The 21,578-nt window shown below is 41.3% G+C and carries 17 protein-coding genes and 1 riboswitch; of the genes, 1 reads left to right on the top strand and 16 read right to left on the bottom strand.

Going from position 1 to position 21,578, the window contains the following annotated elements; all coding sequences use genetic code 11:
* Positions 1 to 309 precede the first annotated feature (309 nt).
* The 3 genes from sdhB to AAV98_RS07015 are packed head-to-tail and all read right to left on the bottom strand — an operon-like array spanning position 310 to position 3,471.
* Positions 310 to 1,074, bottom strand: coding sequence for a succinate dehydrogenase iron-sulfur subunit (sdhB, locus tag AAV98_RS07025; RefSeq protein WP_197284245.1), 765 nt, complete (start codon positions 1,072 to 1,074; stop codon positions 310 to 312).
* The gene (gene sdhA / locus AAV98_RS07020; RefSeq protein ID WP_060664850.1) at positions 1,074 to 2,834 is read right to left on the bottom strand and encodes a succinate dehydrogenase flavoprotein subunit; all 1,761 of its coding nucleotides are present in this window, start codon (positions 2,832 to 2,834) and stop codon (positions 1,074 to 1,076) included. Before sdhA ends, sdhB begins: the two co-directional genes overlap by 1 nt.
* A 28-nt stretch (positions 2,835 to 2,862) precedes the next feature.
* On the bottom strand, positions 2,863 to 3,471 hold the full coding sequence (locus AAV98_RS07015; RefSeq protein ID WP_060664849.1) for a succinate dehydrogenase cytochrome b558 subunit: 609 nt from the start codon (positions 3,469 to 3,471) through the stop codon (positions 2,863 to 2,865).
* Between the two features lie 352 nt (positions 3,472 to 3,823).
* Between AAV98_RS07015 and AAV98_RS07010 the strand changes: the two genes are divergently transcribed.
* Positions 3,824 to 4,255: a YslB family protein gene (locus AAV98_RS07010; protein WP_060664848.1), complete on the top strand. Its 432-nt coding sequence runs from the start codon at positions 3,824 to 3,826 to the stop codon at positions 4,253 to 4,255.
* Between the two features lie 298 nt (positions 4,256 to 4,553).
* Here AAV98_RS07010 and AAV98_RS07005 read toward each other — a convergent pair whose 3' ends face one another.
* The 13 genes from AAV98_RS07005 to polX form a co-directional block, all read right to left on the bottom strand.
* A complete protein-coding gene (locus tag AAV98_RS07005; protein WP_060664847.1) occupies positions 4,554 to 5,795 on the bottom strand; it encodes an aspartate kinase in 1,242 nt (413 codons plus the stop codon).
* Positions 5,796 to 6,096: 301 nt separating this feature from the next.
* Positions 6,097 to 6,283, bottom strand: a riboswitch (Lysine riboswitch).
* A gap of 70 nt (positions 6,284 to 6,353) precedes the next feature.
* Positions 6,354 to 8,126: an excinuclease ABC subunit UvrC gene (uvrC, locus tag AAV98_RS07000; protein WP_060664846.1), complete on the bottom strand. Its 1,773-nt coding sequence runs from the start codon at positions 8,124 to 8,126 to the stop codon at positions 6,354 to 6,356.
* A 444-nt stretch (positions 8,127 to 8,570) separates the two neighbouring features.
* Positions 8,571 to 8,885, bottom strand: a complete 315-nt coding sequence (gene trxA, locus AAV98_RS06995; RefSeq protein WP_060664845.1) for a thioredoxin — start codon at positions 8,883 to 8,885, stop codon at positions 8,571 to 8,573.
* 388 nt (positions 8,886 to 9,273) lie between these two features.
* Complete coding sequence (locus tag AAV98_RS06990) at positions 9,274 to 10,251, bottom strand: electron transfer flavoprotein subunit alpha/FixB family protein (RefSeq protein ID WP_060664844.1); 978 nt, start codon at positions 10,249 to 10,251, stop codon at positions 9,274 to 9,276.
* 171 nt (positions 10,252 to 10,422) lie between these two features.
* On the bottom strand, positions 10,423 to 11,196 hold the full coding sequence (locus AAV98_RS06985; protein ID WP_060664843.1) for an electron transfer flavoprotein subunit beta/FixA family protein: 774 nt from the start codon (positions 11,194 to 11,196) through the stop codon (positions 10,423 to 10,425).
* Positions 11,197 to 11,261: 65 nt separating this feature from the next.
* Positions 11,262 to 12,035, bottom strand: coding sequence for an enoyl-CoA hydratase (locus AAV98_RS06980; RefSeq protein WP_060664842.1), 774 nt, complete (start codon positions 12,033 to 12,035; stop codon positions 11,262 to 11,264).
* Positions 12,036 to 12,074: 39 nt separating this feature from the next.
* Positions 12,075 to 12,662: a TetR/AcrR family transcriptional regulator gene (locus tag AAV98_RS06975; protein WP_060664841.1), complete on the bottom strand. Its 588-nt coding sequence runs from the start codon at positions 12,660 to 12,662 to the stop codon at positions 12,075 to 12,077.
* A 155-nt stretch (positions 12,663 to 12,817) separates the two neighbouring features.
* The gene (locus AAV98_RS06970) at positions 12,818 to 14,506 is read right to left on the bottom strand and encodes a long-chain-fatty-acid--CoA ligase (protein WP_060664840.1); all 1,689 of its coding nucleotides are present in this window, start codon (positions 14,504 to 14,506) and stop codon (positions 12,818 to 12,820) included.
* 132 nt (positions 14,507 to 14,638) lie between these two features.
* Positions 14,639 to 15,817 (bottom strand): cation:proton antiporter, encoded by a 1,179-nt coding sequence (locus AAV98_RS06965; protein ID WP_060664839.1) that lies wholly within the window; start codon positions 15,815 to 15,817, stop codon positions 14,639 to 14,641.
* Positions 15,817 to 16,311 carry a cation:proton antiporter regulatory subunit gene (locus tag AAV98_RS06960; protein ID WP_060664838.1) on the bottom strand — a complete coding sequence of 165 codons (495 nt, stop codon included), beginning with the start codon at positions 16,309 to 16,311 and terminating at the stop codon, positions 15,817 to 15,819. Before AAV98_RS06960 ends, AAV98_RS06965 begins: the two co-directional genes overlap by 1 nt.
* Positions 16,312 to 16,942: 631 nt before the next feature.
* Entirely contained in the window at positions 16,943 to 17,350 is a 408-nt protein-coding gene (locus tag AAV98_RS06950; RefSeq protein WP_060664836.1) for a DUF350 domain-containing protein, read from the bottom strand.
* A 14-nt stretch (positions 17,351 to 17,364) separates the two neighbouring features.
* Entirely contained in the window at positions 17,365 to 19,722 is a 2,358-nt protein-coding gene (locus AAV98_RS06945) for an endonuclease MutS2 (protein WP_060664835.1), read from the bottom strand.
* A gap of 28 nt (positions 19,723 to 19,750) precedes the next feature.
* Positions 19,751 to 21,472, bottom strand: a complete 1,722-nt coding sequence (gene polX / locus AAV98_RS06940) for a DNA polymerase/3'-5' exonuclease PolX (protein ID WP_082380803.1) — start codon at positions 21,470 to 21,472, stop codon at positions 19,751 to 19,753.
* Positions 21,473 to 21,578 lie beyond the last annotated feature (106 nt).

The raw sequence follows: 21,578 nt of genomic DNA, 5'->3' as shown, positions 1-21,578 counted from the left end.
GGGGTCTCAACCTACCGTTATCCCCCGCAGGAGTCTCACACCTTGCACTTCAGTCAACAGGGGGAACTGCTTTAATGATAAAAAAATTGAAAGGAACACCTAGTTAATTGTAGTGGAAGGCGCGCAGACTTCCGCGGGAAGAAGGTACAGGGGAAACCCCGCAGGCTTGCCGAGGAGGCTCCCGGACCGCCCGCAGAAAAGCGAAGCGCCTGGAACGGAAATCAACTGTCAACTATACCATTCTGAATTTTCTAACATATATTTTTGTAAAAAAACGCCCCTTATTGGTAAGAGGCGTTCTGATGATTTTTAGCCTTGGTCGGAACCAAAGAAGTTTCTGAACATCTGAACTGTTGTGTCGCGGTTAAGCGCAGCGATAGATGTAGTAAGAGGAATACCTTTCGGGCAAGACTGCACACAGTTCTGTGAGTTACCGCAGTTCGCAAGGCCTCCGTCTCCCATGATTGCTTCTAGGCGTTCAGACTTGTTCATTTCCCCAGTTGGATGCGCATTGAATAGACGCACTTGAGAAAGTGGTGCAGGACCGATGAACTCGGACTTGCTGTTAACATTCGGGCATGCTTCCAAGCAAACACCACATGTCATACATTTGGAAAGCTCATAAGCCCATTGACGCTTTTTCTCCGGCATACGAGGACCAGGTCCAAGGTCATATGTGCCATCGATTGGAATCCATGCTTTTACCTTTTTCAAGGAGTCGAACATGCGGCTTCTATCTACTTGAAGGTCACGAACAACAGGGAATGTGCTCATCGGCTCAAGAACGATAGGTTGCTCTAATTGGTCAACAAGTGCCGTACAGGATTGACGCGGCTTGCCGTTAATGACCATCGAACACGCACCACATACTTCCTCCAAACAGTTCATATCCCAGTTTACAGGAGTTGTGTCTTTTCCATCTTTATTGACAGGATTACGACGTACCTCCATAAGTGCAGAGATTACGTTCATGTTCGGACGGTAAGGTAATTCAAAAGTTTCATAATAAGGGGTTCCCTCGGGACCTTCTTGACGCTTCACTTTAAACGTTACAGTTTTAGTTTGCTCAGCCATCATTCTTTACCCCCTTTTTTCTTAGAGTAGTCACGTTTACGCGGCGGAATCAAGCTTACATCTACATCTTCATAGAAGAATTCAGGTGCAGTTTTAGAACCTGTGAACTTCGCCATTGTCGTTTTTAGGAATTCTTCGTCATTACGCTCTGGGAAGTCCGGTTTGTAATGTGCTCCACGGCTTTCATTACGGTTGTACGCACCGATTGTGATAACACGAGCTAACTGAAGCATATGTTGCAGCTGACGTGTGAACGCAGCACCTTGGTTACTCCATTTTGCTGTATCGTGGATGTTGATATTATCATAACGCTCAAGAAGCTCTTGGATTTTCTCGTCCGTTTGCTTCAGCTTGTCGTTGTAGCGTACAACGGTTACGTTGTCTGTCATCCACTCTCCAAGTTCTTTATGAAGTACATAAGCATTCTCTGTACCGTTCATTGTCATGATCTTGTTCCACTTTGCTTCTTCTTCTTTTACATAGCGATCGAAAAGAGAGGAAGAAAGGGAATCTGTGGATTTTTCCAAACCATTCATATATTCTACAGCTTTTGGACCAGCTACCATACCACCATAGATGGCAGATAGTAAGGAGTTTGCTCCAAGACGGTTTGCACCATGCTGAGAGTAATCACACTCGCCTGCAGCAAAAAGTCCAGGGATGTTGGTCATTTGATCATAATCGACCCAGATTCCGCCCATGGAATAGTGAACAGCAGGGAAAATTTTCATTGGTACTTTACGTGGATCGTCTCCCATGAATTTTTCATAGATTTCGATGATTCCACCAAGTTTGATATCCAATTCTTTTGGATCTTTATGAGAAAGATCCAAGTACACCATGTTTTCACCGTTAACACCAAGCTTTTGGTTAACACACACGTCGAAGATTTCACGTGTTGCGATGTCACGTGGAACAAGGTTACCATATGCCGGGTATTTTTCCTCAAGGAAGTACCAAGGCTTACCGTCTTTATATGTCCATACACGTCCACCTTCACCACGAGCGGACTCACTCATCAGACGAAGCTTGTCATCTCCTGGGATGGCTGTTGGGTGAATTTGAATGAACTCACCATTTGCATAGTAGGCACCTTGCTGATACACGATGGATGCAGCAGAACCTGTGTTGATAACAGAGTTTGTTGATTTTCCGAAGATGATACCAGGTCCACCGGTTGCCATAATAACAGCATCTGCAGGGAATGATACAATCTCCATGCTTGTAAGGTTTTGGGCGACAACTCCGCGGCATACCCCATCGTCATCAATAACAGAACCTAAGAACTCCCAGCCTTCATATTTCGTTACTAGACCAGATACTTCGTGGCGACGAACTTGCTCGTCTAATGCGTATAACAATTGCTGTCCAGTTGTAGCACCAGCGAATGCTGTACGGTGATGCTGTGTACCACCAAAGCGGCGGAAGTCTAGTAATCCCTCAGGAGTACGGTTAAACATAACTCCCATACGGTCTAGTAAATGGATGATTCCAGGTGCCGCTTCACACATAGCTTTTACAGGAGGCTGGTTTGCTAAGAAGTCCCCACCATATACAGAATCGTCAAAGTGTTCCCATGGAGAATCCCCTTCTCCTTTTGTGTTTACTGCCCCATTAATTCCACCTTGGGCACAAACTGAGTGAGAACGTTTAACAGGTACTAATGAAAATAGATCAACTGGTACACCGGCTTCAGCGACTTTGATGGTTGCCATCAATCCCGCAAGTCCACCGCCGACCACGATAACTTTTTTACTCATGTGTAACTCACTCCTTAATAGTTGCTGATTAAACGAATGCTAGAATTGCACGTACCCCTACGAAAGATAATGCAAAGAAAATACCAATTGTTACGTAGGTTGCAATAAGTTGAGAACGAGGAGTTACTGTAATTCCCCAACTTACACAGAAAGACCAAAGTCCATTTGCGAAGTGGAAGATTGTTGCAATTACCCCAACAAGGTAGAACCAGAACATGAACGGACTAGATAAGATATCTGCCATCATGTTGTAGTTAACGTCCGCACCAAGTGCAGCTGCAATTCTCGTTTCCCATACATGCCATACGATAAAAATTAATGTAACGATTCCTGTAAAGCGCTGAAGCATAAACATCCAGTTACGAACAAATCCATACTTGCTTACATTGTTTTTTGCTGTAAAAGCAATATATAAGCCGTAGATAGCGTGGAATAGAATCGGAAGAAAGATTACAAAAATTTCTAGTGCATAACGGAACGGCAAGCTTTCCATAAAATGTGCCGCTTTGTTGAATGATTCTGGCCCTTTTGTCGCAAAGTGGTTGATCACCAAATGCTGAACCAAGAAAAGACCAACAGGAATGACTCCTAGTAACGAGTGGAGCCTACGAAGTAAGAATTCACGTTCAGTTGCCATCACTTAACCCCCTTTTTCAAGTAAAAAAATAGATTAGATGTTTTGTAAGTTCTGTTTTTCACTATCTATTATAGTAAAAAATCATTGAACTCTCCATCTTGTTTTTTAAACTTTCAATAAAATGAAAGCCTTTACAGATTTATCGACAAATATGTGACATATTTATTTTACTCCCCTATATGTATAGCGTCAAGAAAACGCGACCAAAAATTGCACTTTTAAAACTACTTCTACAAATCTTTAATTATCAGAAAAATATAAAAATATATTAATAGAATAAAATACTCCATACGTTTCATTTATTAACACGGGTGGATGGTATATAATGAACGTAGAGAAAGAGGGGAACTAAATGACTGAATCGAACAACCAACAACAAGTGATGGACACACAAATTCAAGTCCCTATCTTTGGGTACGAACTGATCCGCGATATGCTTCTACCTGACCTTCTAGGTAAAGATCATACCCAGGTCATCTATTGGGCAGGAAAACAGCTCGCACGCAAGTTTACCATTGATACTCAAGAGGGAATCGGCCAGTTTTTTAAAGAAGCAGGCTGGGGAGAGCTTGAATTAATGGAGCAAAACAAGCATGAAGTTAAGTACGTGATCCGCGGGGAAATGGTGACGCGCCGTCTTGATTTGAATAAAGATGCCACTTTCCAACTTGAAGCTGGTTTTCTTGCCGAGCAAATCCAACGTATAAAAGGCAAAACTGCGGAAGCGATTGAAGAACAAAAAAAGAAAAAAGAGATTTTAATTACGGTACAGTGGGATAAGTGATAATGTTGCTGCCTCCAGGGTGGTTGGCCTTAACTTTTGTTGAAGAGGTTGTTACTTCCTTAAGGGTGGCAATTTAATAGGACATGTCGTTCGTTGTCGAACGGCATGTATTTTTTTATTTTCGGACAGTATTTAGGTACGTTTCGCTCGTATTTTCATTTTATGGAAAGTATTTTAACTAGTTTGGCACGTATTTCCACCTTACGGACAGTAAATAACTTTTCACACGGTCTATCTCCACAAAAAAGTACCCTTTTCACCAAGAAAAGGGCACTACACATACAAAAACTACGTTCTCTTAGCTTAATACTCTCTCAACAGACTCTTCTCCGAGTTTAAATGCCATATGAAGTGCCTCAACCGCACGAACCATCTCTGCAACATCTACCACAGTAGAAACTTTGATTTCCGAAGTGCTTACCATTTTGACATGGATTCCTTCTGTAGCTAGGACTTGGAACATTTCCGCCGCAACACCGGGATTGGATACCATACCGGATCCAACGATAGAAACTTTCGCCAACCCGCTTTCCTGCTCGATACCAGTGAACCCGAGACGCCCTTGGTGTTGCTCTAGCACTTCAATAGTTTCTTTTACGTCCACTGTTTTAACAGAGAAAGAAATATTCGTTGTATCTTTATCCATGCTTGTTTGAATGATGATGTCCACATTCAAACTGTGCTGAGCTAATGTTGTGAAAATGGTGGATAATGTATGTAGTTCATTTGGCAAGCCACATACTGTAATGCGCGTAACTTGGTCTTCAAATGCTATTCCTCTAACAACTAGATTTTTTTCCATGGATACTTCCTCCTCAATGATCGTTCCTTCTTCCTCTTCCATACTGGACCGTACAACCAGCTGTACGCCATAGTTTTTTGCAAATTCAACCGCACGCGGGTGAAGCACACCTGCACCTAAGTTGGCCAGTTCAAGCATTTCATCATATGCAATTGCTGCAAGCTTTCTTGCACCTTTCACAAAACGAGGATCCGTCGTGAATACCCCTGTCACATCTGTATATATATCACATTTTTCTGCCTTTAAAGCAGCAGCTAATGCAACCGCAGTTGTATCCGAACCGCCACGGCCTAGTGTTGTAATTTCGTTACTAGCAGTAATTCCTTGGAAACCTGCGACAATGACAATTTTCCCTGAATCCAGGTAGCTTTTTAACAAATCTGTTTCAATATGCGTAATTCTTGCGTTTCCGTGTACTGGCTCTGTGCGAATTCCTGCTTGCCAGCCTGTTAAAGACATTGCTTCATGGCCTCTAACTTGCAAGGCCATTGCCAATAGGGAAATGGTAATTTGTTCTCCTGTTGTTAAAAGCATATCCATATCGCGTTTACTTGGGTGGGGGTTAATTGCATTTGCTAGAGTTAACAGTTCGTCTGTTGTTTTGCCCATAGCCGATACGACGACAACCACTTTGTGTCCGTTTTCCACTTCCTTAATGACTCGACTTGCTACATGCTGAATTCGTTCAACCGATCCTACTGATGTTCCTCCGAATTTCTGTACAACAATCGTTGACATGTGCACCATTCCCTTTTCATTAGTTAGTTCGCCGTTGTTGATTTTCGCACCCGACTTCGCTTTCCTAGTGGCTGACGAGAGCCTCCTCAGCAAGCCTGAGTGATCTCTCCCTAGTGTTGGAGTCTACGCCCTGTGCTACAATCAACAGCTAAAATTTAATTTACAGAATCTGTAGTCTCATCATAATGTTAGATAGTTCTCAGTACGCATTTAGCCATAGCAGCTTTTTTGAGGATATAAAAAAACAGCAATGAGCTAAGGTCTCATTGCTGTGATTGGGAAAATAAAGAATCCGTTCACGCGGTGAGATAGCTCTCCAGGCAGCACAAAGACAACCTGACAGTCCTACATTTCTTAAACGCAGAACCAGTAAAAAAAAGAAAAAGAGACTTTTTTTTACTTCGGCGATCCTCCCCTTTCCGTAATCATCTCGGAAGCTCTTTCTTCTCCGATTACATACTTTTGAAGTTCGCACCTCTATCATCACTTCATCGATTTGAAGTGGCACATTATGAAATTAATAGTGATTATATCAGACAATAAGAATCCTTACAACACTTATTCGCGAAGTTTTTTAAAAATTTCTTCAGCTATCGGCTTAGGAATTTTAGCAGCTTGAAGTTCCTCTACCGTCGCCTCTTTCATTTTTGCAACTGATCCAAAATGCTTCATCAACGCTTTCTTTCTTGTAGCACCAACTCCACTGATTTCATCCAAAATTGATTGAAAGACACTCTTACTTCTAATTTGACGATGAAAGGTAATCGCAAATCTGTGGACTTCATCTTGTATTCGTTGGAGGAGGTAGAATTCCTGACTTGTCCTCTCAAGCGGAACGATCATAGCGTCTTCGCCTGCAAGAAGATTGCTCGTTCTATGTTTGTCATCTTTGGCAAGGCCGACAATTGGAACAAATAAGTCCAGTTCATTTTCAAGGACGTCTCTTACAGCACTCATATGGCCCTTGGCTCCATCAATCACAATCAAGTCTGGAAGAGGTAAAGATTCTTTTAGCACACGGGTGTACCTTCTTCTGACTACTTCCCTCATGGATTCATAATCATCAGGTCCTTGTACGCTTTTGGTTTTATATTTCCGGTATTCTCGTTTCTCTGGTTTTCCATCAATAAATACCACCATCGCTGAAACGGGATCCGTTCCTTGAATATTTGAGTTATCGAAGGCTTCAATTCGGTGTGGGGTTATAATTCCCAGGATTTCTCCCAGGTTCTCGACAGCTTTTATTGTTCGGCTTTCATCGCGTTCAATCAATGAAAACTTTTCTCCAAGGGCCACTTTTGCATTCTTGTTTGCCAGATCCACAAGCTGCTTCTTTTTACCGCGTTGCGGCTGCAGCACATTAGTTTGCAATAGTTCTTGTGCAACCGGCAAATCAATTTGACTAGGAAGCATGACTTCTTTTGGGATAAAATGATTTTGCTTGGAATAGAACTGCCCTAGGAATGTTAGGAAATCCTCTTCCGGTTCGTTGTAAATCGGGAATAAAGATACATCTCGTTCAATCAATTTACCTTGACGGATGAAAAAGACCTGAACACACATCCAGCCCTTGTCAAAAGCAAATCCGAAAACATCCCTGTCGACAAAGTCATTCATTTCCATTTTCTGCTTTTCCATGGTTGCTTCAATGTTGATGATTTGATCCCGGAATTCTTGTGCCCTTTCAAATTCCAGCTTCTCAGAAGCATTTATCATTTTATTCGTAAGCTCGTTTTTGACTTCCTTATAGCCGCCGTTAAGAAACCGGACAATTCCATCCACCATTTGCTTGTTCGTTTCTTCAGATACATGTTCCACACATGGTGCAAGGCATTGACCCATGTGATAGTAAAGGCATACCCTGTCCGGTAGTGTCATGCATTTTCGAAGCGGGTAGATTCGGTCCAACAGCTTTTTCGTTTCATTTGCTGCTTGAACATTGGGGTATGGTCCAAAGTATTTCCCTTTATCCTTTTGCACTTTGCGGGTAATTAAAAGACGAGGATGCTTTTCCGCTGTAATTTTGATAAAAGGATACCGTTTGTCATCTTTCAGCATGACATTGTATTTAGGGTTATGTTTTTTGATAAGATTCAATTCCAGTATCAACGCTTCAATATTGGAGGATGTCACAATATATTCAAAATCCACAATTTCATTTACAAGCCTGAGCGTTTTTCCATCATGGCTACCTGTAAAGTAAGAGCGGACACGATTTCTGAGCACCTTCGCCTTTCCGACATAGATGATGGTTCCTTGACGATCCTTCATCAGGTAACATCCCGGTTGGTCAGGCAGTATGGCTAGTTTTTCTTTTAGTGATTCATTCAATGTTTTTTCCTCCCAACCAAAGATTTTTTTGTATGTACTCTATTATACCTTGTTTCGTACGTATGTTCCATTTGGAAGTTTTAGGATTGTGGGAGAGGGGACGGGACTGGGGTTTAGCATATAGGGAGAGAGTTTTCTTGATATATGTTAAGTTTTCTTGATATCCCTCTGACTTTTCTTGATATATTCCAAGTTTTCTTGATATCCCTCTGACTTTTCGCTATATCCCAAGCTTTCTTGATATCCCTCTGACTTTTCTTGATATACCCGAAGTTTTCTTGATATCCCTCTAACTTTTCTCGATATATCCCAAGTTTTCTTGATATCCCTCTGACTTTTCTCGATATACCCGAAGTTTTCTTGATAACCGCAACCTCACCTTATGACTAAGCCCCCAAACACGCAAAAAGCCCGGTCACAGGACCGGGCTTTTTCCAAAACGCATTAAGCGTGCTTGTTTAATAGTTCAGCCAAAGCTTCTTTCGGTTGGAAACCTACTGCTTTGTCTACTACTTCACCGTTTTTGATAACAAGTAAAGTCGGGATGCTCATTACGCCGAATTTTCCAGCAGTTTCTTGGTTCTCATCTACATCAACTTTAACAATTTTCACTTTGTCACCCATGTCTTGATCTAATTCTTCAAGAACTGGAGCGATCATTTTACAAGGTCCGCACCAAGGCGCCCAGAAATCTGCAAGAACTAGGCCTTCGCTAGTTTCTTGTGTAAAGTTTTGGTCAGTTGCATTTGTAATTGCCATAATAAATTCCTCCTAAGCTTTTATCTCACAGTTAACAATATATGCTGTTAATGTGTTCTCTGACAGATGGAAAATCTTTCAGAGTTTTACTATAGCTAAAGTATAGCATCTACGATATAGTGTTGCTAATTATTTGCTTCGTTATAGGTTTACCTGTTTTCAGCCATTTTATTTCGTGTTTAAATTCCCCGTACCACCGCTGGTAATTTCCGCACTGGGCTATGCTTTCACATGGGCCTGTGCTGGAGTCTCCTCGCCAACTGCGGGCTAGCGCTATCTCCCTCAGGAGTCTTTCCCCTTGTGCTCCAATCACCAGCTAGGTTTTCCTCAAATCCATCCATCACATTAAAACAGCCAAGCACTAAATGTGCCTGACTGTCATTTACTCTTAGTTCGTTACCAATAGCTTTTTAAATTCAGCTGTTAACATCGGAACCACTTCAAACAGGTCACCGACGATGCCGTAGTCAGCTACTTTGAAAATGTTTGCTTCTGGGTCTTTATTGATTGCTACGATTACTTTAGAGTTGGACATACCAGCAAGATGCTGAATCGCTCCGGAGATACCGCAAGCAATATAAAGGTCAGGAGTAACGACTTTACCAGTTTGACCGATTTGCAGAGAGTAATCACAATAGTCTGCGTCACACGCTCCACGGGAAGCACCAACTGCCGCTCCAAGTACGTCTGCCAATTCTTTTAATGGCTCAAAGCCTTCTTCAGATTTTACTCCACGACCACCAGCTACTACTACTTTCGCCTCGGAAAGATCTACACCCTCTGTAGCTTTACGAACGACTTCTTTAATGATTGTGCGAAGATCCTTCACATCAACATCAAGAGAAGAAACGTCACCTGTACGTGAATCATCTTTTTCAAGAGATGCAATGTTGTTTGGACGTACTGTTGCAAAAATGACGCCGTCTGTTACGATTTTCTTTTCAAATGCTTTTCCAGAGTAGATTGGCCTTGTGAAAACTAAGTTTCCACCAACCTCTTCCACTTCTGTTGCATCAGAAATCAAGCCTGAATTTAATTTGGAAGCCAATTTAGGAGACAAGTCTTTTCCTAAAGCTGTATGCCCGAAAATAATTCCTTCTGGGTTTTCAGAATCAATGACTGCTTTTAAAGCTTGAGAGTAACCGTCAGATGTGTACGCTTTCAAGTTAGCGTGTTCAATTGTCACAACACGGTCAGCACCGTAAGCAATTAGTTCTTGAGCAAGTGATCCTACACCTTCCCCAACTAGTACAGAAACTACTTCCCCACCTTCTGCTACTGTTTTCCCTGCTGCAATTGCTTCAAATGATACATTACGTAATGCGGAATCACGCACTTCTGCTAGTGTTAATACTTTTCTTGCCATGTTTGTCTCCTCCTGTCCATGTATCTATCTATAATACTGTTTAACGACACTTTTATTTCCGCGGGGCACTTGCTGGTCCTTCTGAAACCTGCGGGTTCTCACCTAAGTGCTACCTCCCGCCGGAGTCTAAGTCATCTGCTCCAATTAAACGCTAAATGTTTATATGACGTCTTAGATTACTTTCGCTTCGTTTCTTAATGCGGAAACCAATTCTTTTACTTGTGCATCCAACTCACCTTGAAGCACGCGACCTGCTTCTTTTTTCGGAGGTAGGTAGATTTCAAGCGTTTTTGTCTTCGCTTCTACATCATCTTCATCCAGGTCTAAATCATCTAATTCTAATTCTTCAAGCGGCTTTTTCTTTGCCTTCATTATCCCAGGTAGAGATGGATAGCGCGGATCGTTTAATCCTTGTTGTGCTGTTACAAGCAATGGAAGGGTTGTTTCGATAACTTCGGAATCTCCTTCCACATCGCGCACGATTGTAGCTTTTCCGCCTTCGATTTCTAGCTTTGTGATAGTCGTTACATAAGGAATGTCCAATAATTCCGCTACACGAGGTCCAACTTGTCCGGAACCACCGTCAATTGCAACGTTCCCCCCGATAATCAAGTCTGCATCCTTATCTTTTAAGAATTCAGCCATAATTTTCGCTGTTGTAAATTGATCTCCGTTTTCTACGTCATCTTCTGTGTTTATTAACACAGCTTTGTCAGCACCCATCGCAAGAGCCGTACGAAGCTCTTTTTCTGCCTCTTCAGAACCGACTGTCACAACTGTTACTTCTCCGCCATGTGTGTCTCTTACTTGAATCGCTTCTTCTACCGCGTACTCGTCGTATGGGTTAATAATGAATTCTGCACCATCTTCATTTATACTGCCATTTGAAACAGTTAGTCTTTCCTCAGTATCAAATGTTCTTTTTAATAAAACAAAAATATTCATCACAGTACCTCCTGTTTAAACATTAATTTTATTAGTAATATTCAGATTTTATATTATAAAAAAAATTACTTCCCTTTAAATTCAGGAGCTCTTTTTTCCATAAACGCTGTAATACCCTCTTTGCCATCTTCTGATGTGAAGACTCTTCCAAATAATTGCGCTTCTCTTTCTACGCCTTGATAATATTCTTCATGCTTTGCAAACCGGGACAACTCTATTACAGAAGCAACCGAGATTGGTCCTTTTTGTGCAATCTTTTTCGCCATCTTAAAAGCTTCATCCATTAAAACTTCTTCATCGACGGCTTTGTTTGCAAGTCCCCATTGAACAGCTTCTTCCCCTGTTAAAGTGTCACTCGTAAACAGCATTTCAAAAGCCTTAGCGGAACCAACTAATTTGGGTAAACGCTGAGTCCCAGCAAAACCAGGGATTAGCCCCAACTGCAATTCCGGCAGACCAAGTTTAGCTGTTTTCGTCACTAAGCGGATATGGCAACCCATTGCTAGTTCAAGGCCTCCACCTAAAGCTGCACCATGGATGGCTGCAATAATCGGCTTTGGAAAGTTCTCCATCCTTTCAAAAAGATCTTGACCGAATTTCGCAAGTTTGGCAAATTCTTCACCGGTTTCCACCGTAGTGAATTCTTTGATATCTGCACCTGCAGAGAAGAATCTTCCTTCTCCATGAATCAGAATCACCCTTACCTCTTCTTGCTTTTCTAAATCATCCATCAATAATGAAAGCTCTTTCAAAACTGAGGATGACAAAGCATTCGCGGGGGCTTTGTTGATGGTGATGAGAGCAATTCGTTCTTCTACTTTCATTTGCAAAAATTCCATGAAAATAATCCCCTCCTTATGTATAAGACAGAGAGCTACTTAAGGGGTAGCTCCAAACCCTTTGATTAATAGTTCATGTACTCTTGGTGCAATGGATGTCAGATCGTACTTTTGATCGTTCATGACCCATGTAGTAATCGTTTCATCTATTGTACCAAATACCATTTGCCTTGCTAAACGGACATCTAAATCAGATCGAAGCTCACCGTTTTGGGTACCAGCCAGTAGAATTTCATCCACAACATGCAAATACCCTTTTAACACCTCGTTAATCTTAAGTCGAAGCTCTAAATTGGATTGTCTTAATTCCAACTGGGTTACAATGGCGAGATGGTGATCTTCCGCAAGCATGGAAAAATGTTTTTCTATCAACGTTAATAATTTCTCTGTTGATGTCGATTTTCCTGCAATTTCTTGACGAATCTTTTCGACGAAGAGTCCCATTTTCTCTTGAAACAATGAAATTAGGATGTCTTCCTTATTTTTAAAATAAAGATAGATGGTTCCGTCTGCTACTCCAGCTTGTTTGGCAATTTTGGAAACCTGTGCTTGATGGTAGCCATTTTCCGCAATGACAATGACTGCGGCATCTATTATTTGTTTATATTTAGGTTTTTGTTGTTTCAACCTTTTCGCTCCCTTTTAAAAATGAATGAATAATCATTCATATTTTCATGATACTGCACCATGAATGAACTGTCAATCATTATCTTATCATAATTTTCGTACAAGTTGCTATTAAAAAGAGAGAGAGGTTTTTTACATCTCCCTCTCTATATTTATCATTTCGCTATTTTCTGTTTTTCTTCTTCCACCAATGCTCTTCTGAGGATTTTTCCTACGGCAGTCTTTGGCAATTCGTCTCTGAATTCATAGTATCTTGGCACCTTGTAGGCAGCAAGGTGTTTTCTTGTATATTGGTCTAGTTCTTCTTCTGTGAGGTTGGAACCAGCCTTTTTCACGATGTAAGCTTTAACGGTTTCACCGCGATATGGGTCAGGGATTCCTGCGACAACCACTTCTTGAATTTCTTCGTGCTCATATAATATTTCCTCAATTTCTCTAGGGTAGATATTAAAGCCGCCGGCAATGATCATATCCTTTTTACGATCCACCACATAGAAATAACCGCGCTCATCCATATAACCTAAATCTCCCGTTAAGAGCCAGCCATCTTTCAAGACAGCTTCGGTTTCTTCTTTTCGGTTCCAATATCCTTTCATGATTTGCGGACCTCTTACGGCGATTTCTCCAATTTCACCGGTCGGTGCCAATTCTCCATTTTCCATGGATAGAATGACAGATTCTGTATTTGGCCATGGTATTCCTATGCTTCCTGATACCCTCTCATCCCAAAGGAAATTAGCGTGTGTAACCGGCGACGCTTCCGACAGACCATAGCCTTCTACAAGCTTTCCTCCTGTTACACGCTCAAACTGTTCTTGCACTTCAACAGGCAGGGCTGCTGAACCGCTGATACAAGAATCAATAGAAGATAAATCATACTTTTTGATATCAGGATGATTCAAAAGAGAAATATAGATGGTTGGTGCTCCAGGGAAAAGTGTCGGCTTTTCCTTCTGAATGGTTTTCAATGTTGTTTCCGGGTCAAACTTCGGTAGTAGTATCATTTCATATGCCTGCATGATGGAAAGGTTCATTACTGCCGTCATTCCGTATACATGGAAGAACGGTAGGATTCCAATAACCTTTTCCTGGCCCTTTTGGCATCTGTACATCCAGTTGACACTCATAATTGAATTGGAGACAAGATTCATATGTGTTAACATAACACCTTTGGGGAATCCTGTAGTGCCTCCTGTATATTGCAGTAACGCGAGGTCATCGTTAGGATTGATCGGTACATCAATCGTTTGAGCTTCCGATTGTTTAATGATTTCGGTAAACAAGTGATTTTGGCCACTATGCTCCACCTTCACCACAATTCCGTACTGTTTTTTCTGAACAAAAGGGTAAAGCATATTTTTCGGGAACGGCAGATAGTCCTTTATTCCGGTTACGATCACATGCTTCAGTTTTGTTAGCGCTTTCACCTTTGACACTCTTGGATATAAAATATCTAACGTGATGATGATCTCGGAACCGGAATCATTGATTTGGTATTCCAGTTCACGTTCCATGTATAGTGGATTTGTTTGCACAACAATACCGCCTGCAAAAAGAACGCCATAATAGCTGATGACAGCTTGTGGGCAGTTCGGGAGCATGATAGACACTCTGTCGCCTTTTTCAATTCCAAGTCCTTTTAAGTAGTTTGCCAGTTTTAAAGATTGATCATAAACTTCTTCAAATGTTAATTTTTTACCGAGGAAGCTGATAGCCGTTTTTGTTGGATATTCTTCCGCCGCTTGTTTCAAATAAGACTGCAGTGTTCGCTCTTCGAAGTTGATCTCATGAGGTATTTCTTCAGGATAATGTGATAGCCATGGCTTATTCACTATTTGCTCCATACCATTCCCTCCTCTTTATCGGCCTGTACTACTACAAAAGGCCCATATCTGTTTGTTATAGTATATCAGCAATTCTATAAAAATTATAACATTTTTTTGATTTTTGCAAAAAATGATGAATTATGACAACACTTAACCAGGAACCTTCAGATTTATGTCCTTTTTTATCTTCTTCTTTTCATAAAATATATTCGTTAGTTTTGGCGCAAAAATAAAAAGTAAGATTCCAAGTATCGCAGAAACCAGGATGAACACGCTACTAAATAATTTGGTTGCTCCAGTGGCAATCGATGCAATAACCACGGAGAATTCTCCTCTTGGTGTGAGTGAAAAACCAGCTCGTAAAGCAACCCTCTTTGTGAGCCCGTACCATCTACCTCCAAGCATTCCTACCAAAATTTTTCCCAGCAAAGCCCATCCAATCAATGTAAACAGTAATCCTACATACGGTACTCCTTCTCCCAGGTCTATCGTCGTGCCGAAATGCATAAAAAATATAGGTAAAAGTAAATCTCTCACAGGTAAAGTAACCTGCTCGATATCTTCAGAACGCTTCGTTTCGGCAAGCATGATACCTGCTAAAAATGCCCCTAATACTTCTGACAGCCCAAGTAACAAGGCAATGCCTGCATAACTAAGTGCAATACCAACTGTTAGCATAATGAAAATATCACTTCCGACCAATCGCTCAAAAAATTTCTCCAAACGAGTGAAGCCATAGCGACCAATGACCATCGCACCTGTGGTTAACAACATGATCTTACCCAAAAGAATGACAAAGTCCATCCCTGTTATCCCGCTGTCCGAAGCCAATCCAATTAGGACTGCAACAATGATTGGTGCCACAACATCTTCAAAGATGAGAATCGCAAGTATGTATTCAGACTCTGCATTTGCCAATCGTTTCGTACTTTCGAGTAGCTTGGCAGAAATCGAGGAACTTGTGGCATATAGGACACCGCCTATTAAGAAGGAAGTTAAAAGATCTAGACCAAAGAAGAGACAGATAATAGTAGACATTCCAAAGTTTAAGGCTACATCCAATAACCCAGGTTTCCAAACCTTGAGTGCCATATTTTTTAATTTTTTTAAGGGGAATTCAAGACCAAGTAGAAAAAATAATAGTACAATGCCTATTTCACTAGCAGTATGCAATAATTCATTTTCTGTTATAAATGTTCCGATGCCAAGTCCTAAAAATATATAAAGTATGACGCCAGGGATCTTCATTTTCCCTCCGACATATCCGATAACAAATAGAACGAGTAGTATGACTCCTATGCTTACGAGAATTGGAGTACCTTCATGCATCAGGTAGCAGTCCCTCCCTCGCAAAGCTTGGTCAGTTTTTCTATTTGCGCTTGTTTGCCACAAACCATCAATATATCCTTTTCATGGAGCTTTACATCGACATCTGGTACGGCGATGTTATCTTCCCCTTTTACAATTCCAATAATAGATGCACCTGTTTTGGTTCTTATTTTTGATTCTCCTATCGATTTTCCAATTAATGTGGAAGCTTTTTTCACTTCGATCCACTCAATAATGATTTGTTTCTTAAATATTTTCATCTTATCCATATCTACAGGTTGATAAATAGCACCTAGCAGTTGAGCACCAAGTTCCCTTGTTTCATCTGAGGTCAAAGAGATGGAGAAATCTGCTTCATCATGATCTGGGTCTTCAAAAAAATACATTTCCCGTTTTCCTGAATGGTGAACAACCAACACCACCATATTACCTTCAGCCGTAACAAATGATAGCTTCTTCCCAATCCCCGGTAGTTCCGTAGTCTTAAACTGCATCTCAAGAACCCCCTCCCATAAAACCTATATTCTCTATTCTCCAAACCCACCCATTCTCCCTGCTCTACAACTTATCTGGAGTAAGAAAAACCTCCTAGTAACATTAGTGAGTGGTTAATCGCCGCTATTCCTTTCCGCAAATAACTTCGCTTTCCGCGGGACGGTGCTTGAGCCTCCTCGCTGCGCTATGGGGTCTCACTCTACCGTTACTCCCCCCGCTGGAGTCTTCGTCATTTGCTCCAATCCACAGCTGGAAACTATGTTAAAGAAGCTTTATTGGTACTTCAGAAACCTCGATTAGATAGCTTTTTTGACTAATGGGAATGAAGTCACCTAGTTGATTGGAGTGGAAGGCGCGCAGACGCCCGCGGGAGGAAGGGACAGGGAAGACCCCACAGGGCGAATGCCCGAGGAGGCTTCCGGACCGCCCGCAGGCAAGCGAAGCGCTTGGAACGGAAATCAACTGTATTTTATACTTAAAAAAGGAAGAATCAGCAATGTGAAACTTGCTTCTTCTTCCTCACTGTTATTAACTCTTTATGCTACAAAAAGATAAATAATACCAATTAAAACAAACACAATACAACATCCAATCAACACTTTTGCTAAAGTTTCCAAAATTCCCTACTCCTTATCCAATACTTGCCCCAATAATGAAAGATAACCCTATAGAAATGACAAGGGAAATAAACCCGACAGCCCAATTCCCTTTTTCTATTTCCTTATCAATGTTAAAGCTTGGTGTTAAAAATTCAAAGATAAAGTAGGCAAATAACAATAACACAAATCCTACCGCTCCCCAACCAATCATCGTCAACAACGAATCATGATCGCTGATAGAGTACCTGAAAATGTTGGCGATACCGAGTATTTTACCGCCCGTTGCCATCGCTACAGCAAAATTGCCTTTTTTAATTTCTTCCATGTTTTTATACTTTGTCACTAGTTCAAAAATAGCCAGAAACAGAACAAGACATAGTACCACCACACTAAAGTTGGCAGCCGTTCTGACTAATTCATTTTCCCAAAAAGCAGACATATCAGGCTCCCCTCTTATTTCAGTTCGACGACGGTAACACCAGTGCCACCTTCAGACGCCTCACCAAATCGATAATTTTTAACGGAACGGTGGTTCTTCAAATAATTCTGCACCCCAACACGCAGCGCTCCGGTTCCTTTACCATGAATGATAGAAACACGATGATAACCTGCTAATGTAGCATCATCCAAATATTTTTCCACTCTCATGAGTGCATTCTCAAAACGTTCACCTCGAAGGTCAAGCTCTATGCTGACATGATAGTCTTTCCCTTTGATGGTAGCCAGTGGCTTGGTTTCCACAGGCTTTGGCCTGCTTACATATTGAATGTCTTTCGTTTTCACTTTCATTTTCATGATACCAATCTGAACTTGCCATTCTTTGGCTCCCGTTTTTTCCACAAGATGTCCTTTTTGGTTTAAACTTAATACCTTTACTTCGTCACCAGGCTCCAGTGTTTGATTGGTAGCTTCTTGTTTTTTTGTGGTTGCAGATTTTTTAACGGTAGGCACGGCGCCTTCCAGTCGTTTTTTGGCATCAATTAACTCGTGCTCTTTTACATTGGCGTGCTGTTCCATGCGCATCTTGCGTAATTCTCGAATTACCTTTTCTGCTTCTTCCTTGGCATCCTCTACCATCTTCTCGGCTTTTTCGGCTGCTTTTTCGTATAATTTATCGCGTTGTTCGTTCAGCTCCTGCATTTGCTGTTCCAGATCTTCATGCAGTTGTTGCGATGTTTTTCTTATTTTTTCTGCTTCTTTCCATTCTTCTTCTGCTCTTTTTTGAGAAGCTTCCAAAGAAGCAATCATATTCTCCACTTTGTTGCTATCCTCACTGACAAAACCTTTCGCCCGGTCGATGACTTCCATGCTCAAACCTAGACGTTTTGAAATCTCGAACGCATTACTTCTACCAGGTACCCCGATAAGCAAACGATACGTAGGACTTAACGTATCCACATCAAATTCAACGCTTGCGTTTACTACCCCATCACGGTTATAACCGTATGCTTTTAATTCTGGGTAATGGGTAGTTGCAATGACACATGCACCTCGTTGATATACTTCATCCAAAATCGAGATAGCAAGTGCTGCTCCCTCTTGTGGGTCTGTACCTGCGCCAAGTTCGTCAAATAGAACTAGACTCTCATGGTCTACTTTTTTAAGAATATCTACAATATTGACCATATGCGAGGAGAATGTACTTAAGCTTTGCTCGATGGATTGTTCATCCCCAATATCTGCATAAACGGCAGAGAATACTCCCACTTCCGACCCATCTTGAGCTGGTACATGCAATCCAGATTGCGCCATAATCGTTAACAAACCAAGTGTTTTCAACGTTACCGTCTTACCACCTGTATTAGGACCCGTAATAACGATAGATGTATAGTCTTTTCCAAGCTCCATAGTGTTCGGGACCACCTCATCCTCATTGATAAGAGGATGTCTTGCTTGAACCAGCCTTATATATTTATCATTATTAATTTCAGGCTTCGTTCCGCGGATATGCTTTCCATACTTTGCTTTTGCAAACATAAAATCTATTTCTGCGAGTATGTGAACATTTTCTAGAAGATCACGTGCCACTTCTGCCACTTCTGCTGAAAGCTCAGCTAATATACGATCTATTTCCAGCTTTTCTTTCACCTTTGCTTCTTGAAGAACGTTGTTTAGGTCCACAACCTGTTGAGGTTCAATGAACAATGTTGCACCTGAAGAGGATTGATCGTGTACTATCCCACCATACGAACCGCGATATTCTTGTTTTACCGGTATGACATACCGTTCATTACGAATGGTGATGATGGCATCTGACAACATCTTCTGTGCGTTAGAAGAACGAATCATGCTCTCCAGTTTTTCTCGCACCCTGGACTCTGTGGACCTTAATTGCTGACGGATTCCTCTTAACTTATCACTGGCTCCGTCCAGTACTTCTCCATATTCGTCTATACAATTTTTTATATTGCGTTCAAGTTCAGGATAAATGATTAGCTGATCCATATATTCTTTCAATATAGGAATGGATATATCTTCTTCTAATACAGATTCCACAAAACGGTCTAGCTTTCGCGCCGCATAAATGGTACCTGCGATATCCAATAGTTCATGAGTGTTTAATGTCCCGCCAATCTCGGCACGTTTTACATGTGCTCGGATATCAGTGATTCCTCCAAGTGGCACTTCCCCTTTTAAACGAAGGACAGTTGCTGCCTCATCTGTTTGCAGCTGTCTTCTTACCACTTCTTCGTAATTGGTGGCAGGTGTTAATTGCGCAACTTTTTCTTTGCCTAAAGAGGAAGCCGAAAAAGTTGCCAGTTTATCTTTTACTTTATTAAATTCCAATACCTTTAAAACCCTCGGTTGCACGGTACCATAACTCCCTTCTGTCTTTACCTTACGTATGGTGTCGTGTTAAAAATTTCTTTAACTCGTCCAGTGACCATGTATTGATTACATTGTCTTTTTTGATCCACCCTTTTCTTGCCGCTGCCACTCCCACTTCCATATGATCCAACATGTCGATGCTATGTGCATCTGTATTGATGACAATCTTCACTCCAGCATCCTGTGCGAGTCGGACATAGTGGCTAGCAAGGTCCAAACGGTTGGGATTGGCGTTAAGCTCAAGCGCAGTATCTGTTTCTTTCGCCAACTGAATCAACATTTCCACATCCACATCATATCCTTCCCTGCGTCCAATCAGACGCCCTGTAGGATGTGCGATAATATCGACATGATTATTTTCCAACGCTTTTCTCAAGCGGTCCATAATTACTTCTCTTTTTTGTGAAAAGCTTGAATGAATCGATGCGATGACAATATCCATCTCTTCCATTAATTCATCATCATAATCAAGAGAGCCGTCTGGCAGGATGTCCATTTCCACACCGGATAAAATCGTAATATCCTCATACTTTTCATTCAATTTCTTGATTTCTTCCTTTTGCTGTCTAAGACGTTCCGGAGTTAAACCGTTCGCTACTTTTAAATATTGAGAATGATCGGTAATCGCCATATACTTATACCCTTTTGCACGGTTTGCTTCTATCATCTCTTCTATTGTGTACGCACCATCGCTATACGTAGAGTGCATATGAAGATCTCCTCTTATGTCATCCAATGACACCAATGGTATCTCTCCATGTTCTAAAGCATAATCCACTTCTGTCCCATCTTCTCTTATCTCAGGCGGGATGAACGGCAGGTTAAAATGACGGAAAAACGCTTCTTCCGTTTTGAAGTGCTTCATTTCTCCTGTTTCAACATTTTCCACACCATACTCACTGATTTTCTCTCCGCGGTCTTTTGCAAGCTGGCGCATACGGACGTTATGGTCTTTTGATCCGGTAAAATGATGCAAAGTTGTCGGGAAGCTTAAAGGTTCCACCATGCGGAAATCAACGGACACATCATAATCATATTTTAAAATGATGGACACTTTTGTATCACCATTTGCAATAATTTCTATCACCCTATCCATTTTCACAAGCTGCTCCCGTACTTTTGTAGGTTCTGTTGTGGAAATGATAAAGTCCAAATCTTTAATGGTTTCCCTGTATCTGCGCAGGCTTCCTGCACGCGAGTATTTCTCTATTCCATCCACGGTTGCAAGGAATTGTTCGATTTGTTCTGCAATCGGCGTCATAAAGGAGATCGGCAAACGATCTGGACGTTTTCCGACTTCTTCTATTGCAGCAAGGATTTTCTCTTCTGTTTTTTTCCCAAATCCGGCAAGCACCTGCACTTTTTCTTGTTCACACGCTTCTTTTAAGCTTGTCATATCTACTACGTCTAGTTCTTGATAAAGTTTCGCTATTTTCTTGCCACCAAGCCCAGGCAATTTCAATAACGGAATTAATCCTTCTGGAACTTCTTGTTGCAACTCTTCTAAAACGGAGGATTTCCCTGTTTCCAAAATTTCATGGATGACAGCTGCAGTCCCTTTTCCAATACCACTAATCTTTGTAAAATCTTCTATTTGACTTAAGCTTCTTTCATCATTTTCAAGTGCCAGCGCAGCTTTTCTGAATGCCGAAACTTTAAATCCATTCTCTCCCTTTAATTCCATATATGTCGCAATCGTTTCAAGCCATTTTACGATTTGTTTTTTATTCACATTACTTCACCTGACCTTATGTAGACTTATCTTATTAAATCATACAAATAAATGAGGCAAATGTACAATCGAACAAACTGTTTCCATGAAAAAAACAGGCCCAAAG

This window comes from Bacillus sp. CHD6a, assembly GCF_001293645.1.
GTDB lineage: Bacteria > Bacillota > Bacilli > Bacillales > Bacillaceae_I > Sutcliffiella_A.
This window is presented reverse-complemented; position numbering and strand designations above follow the sequence as displayed.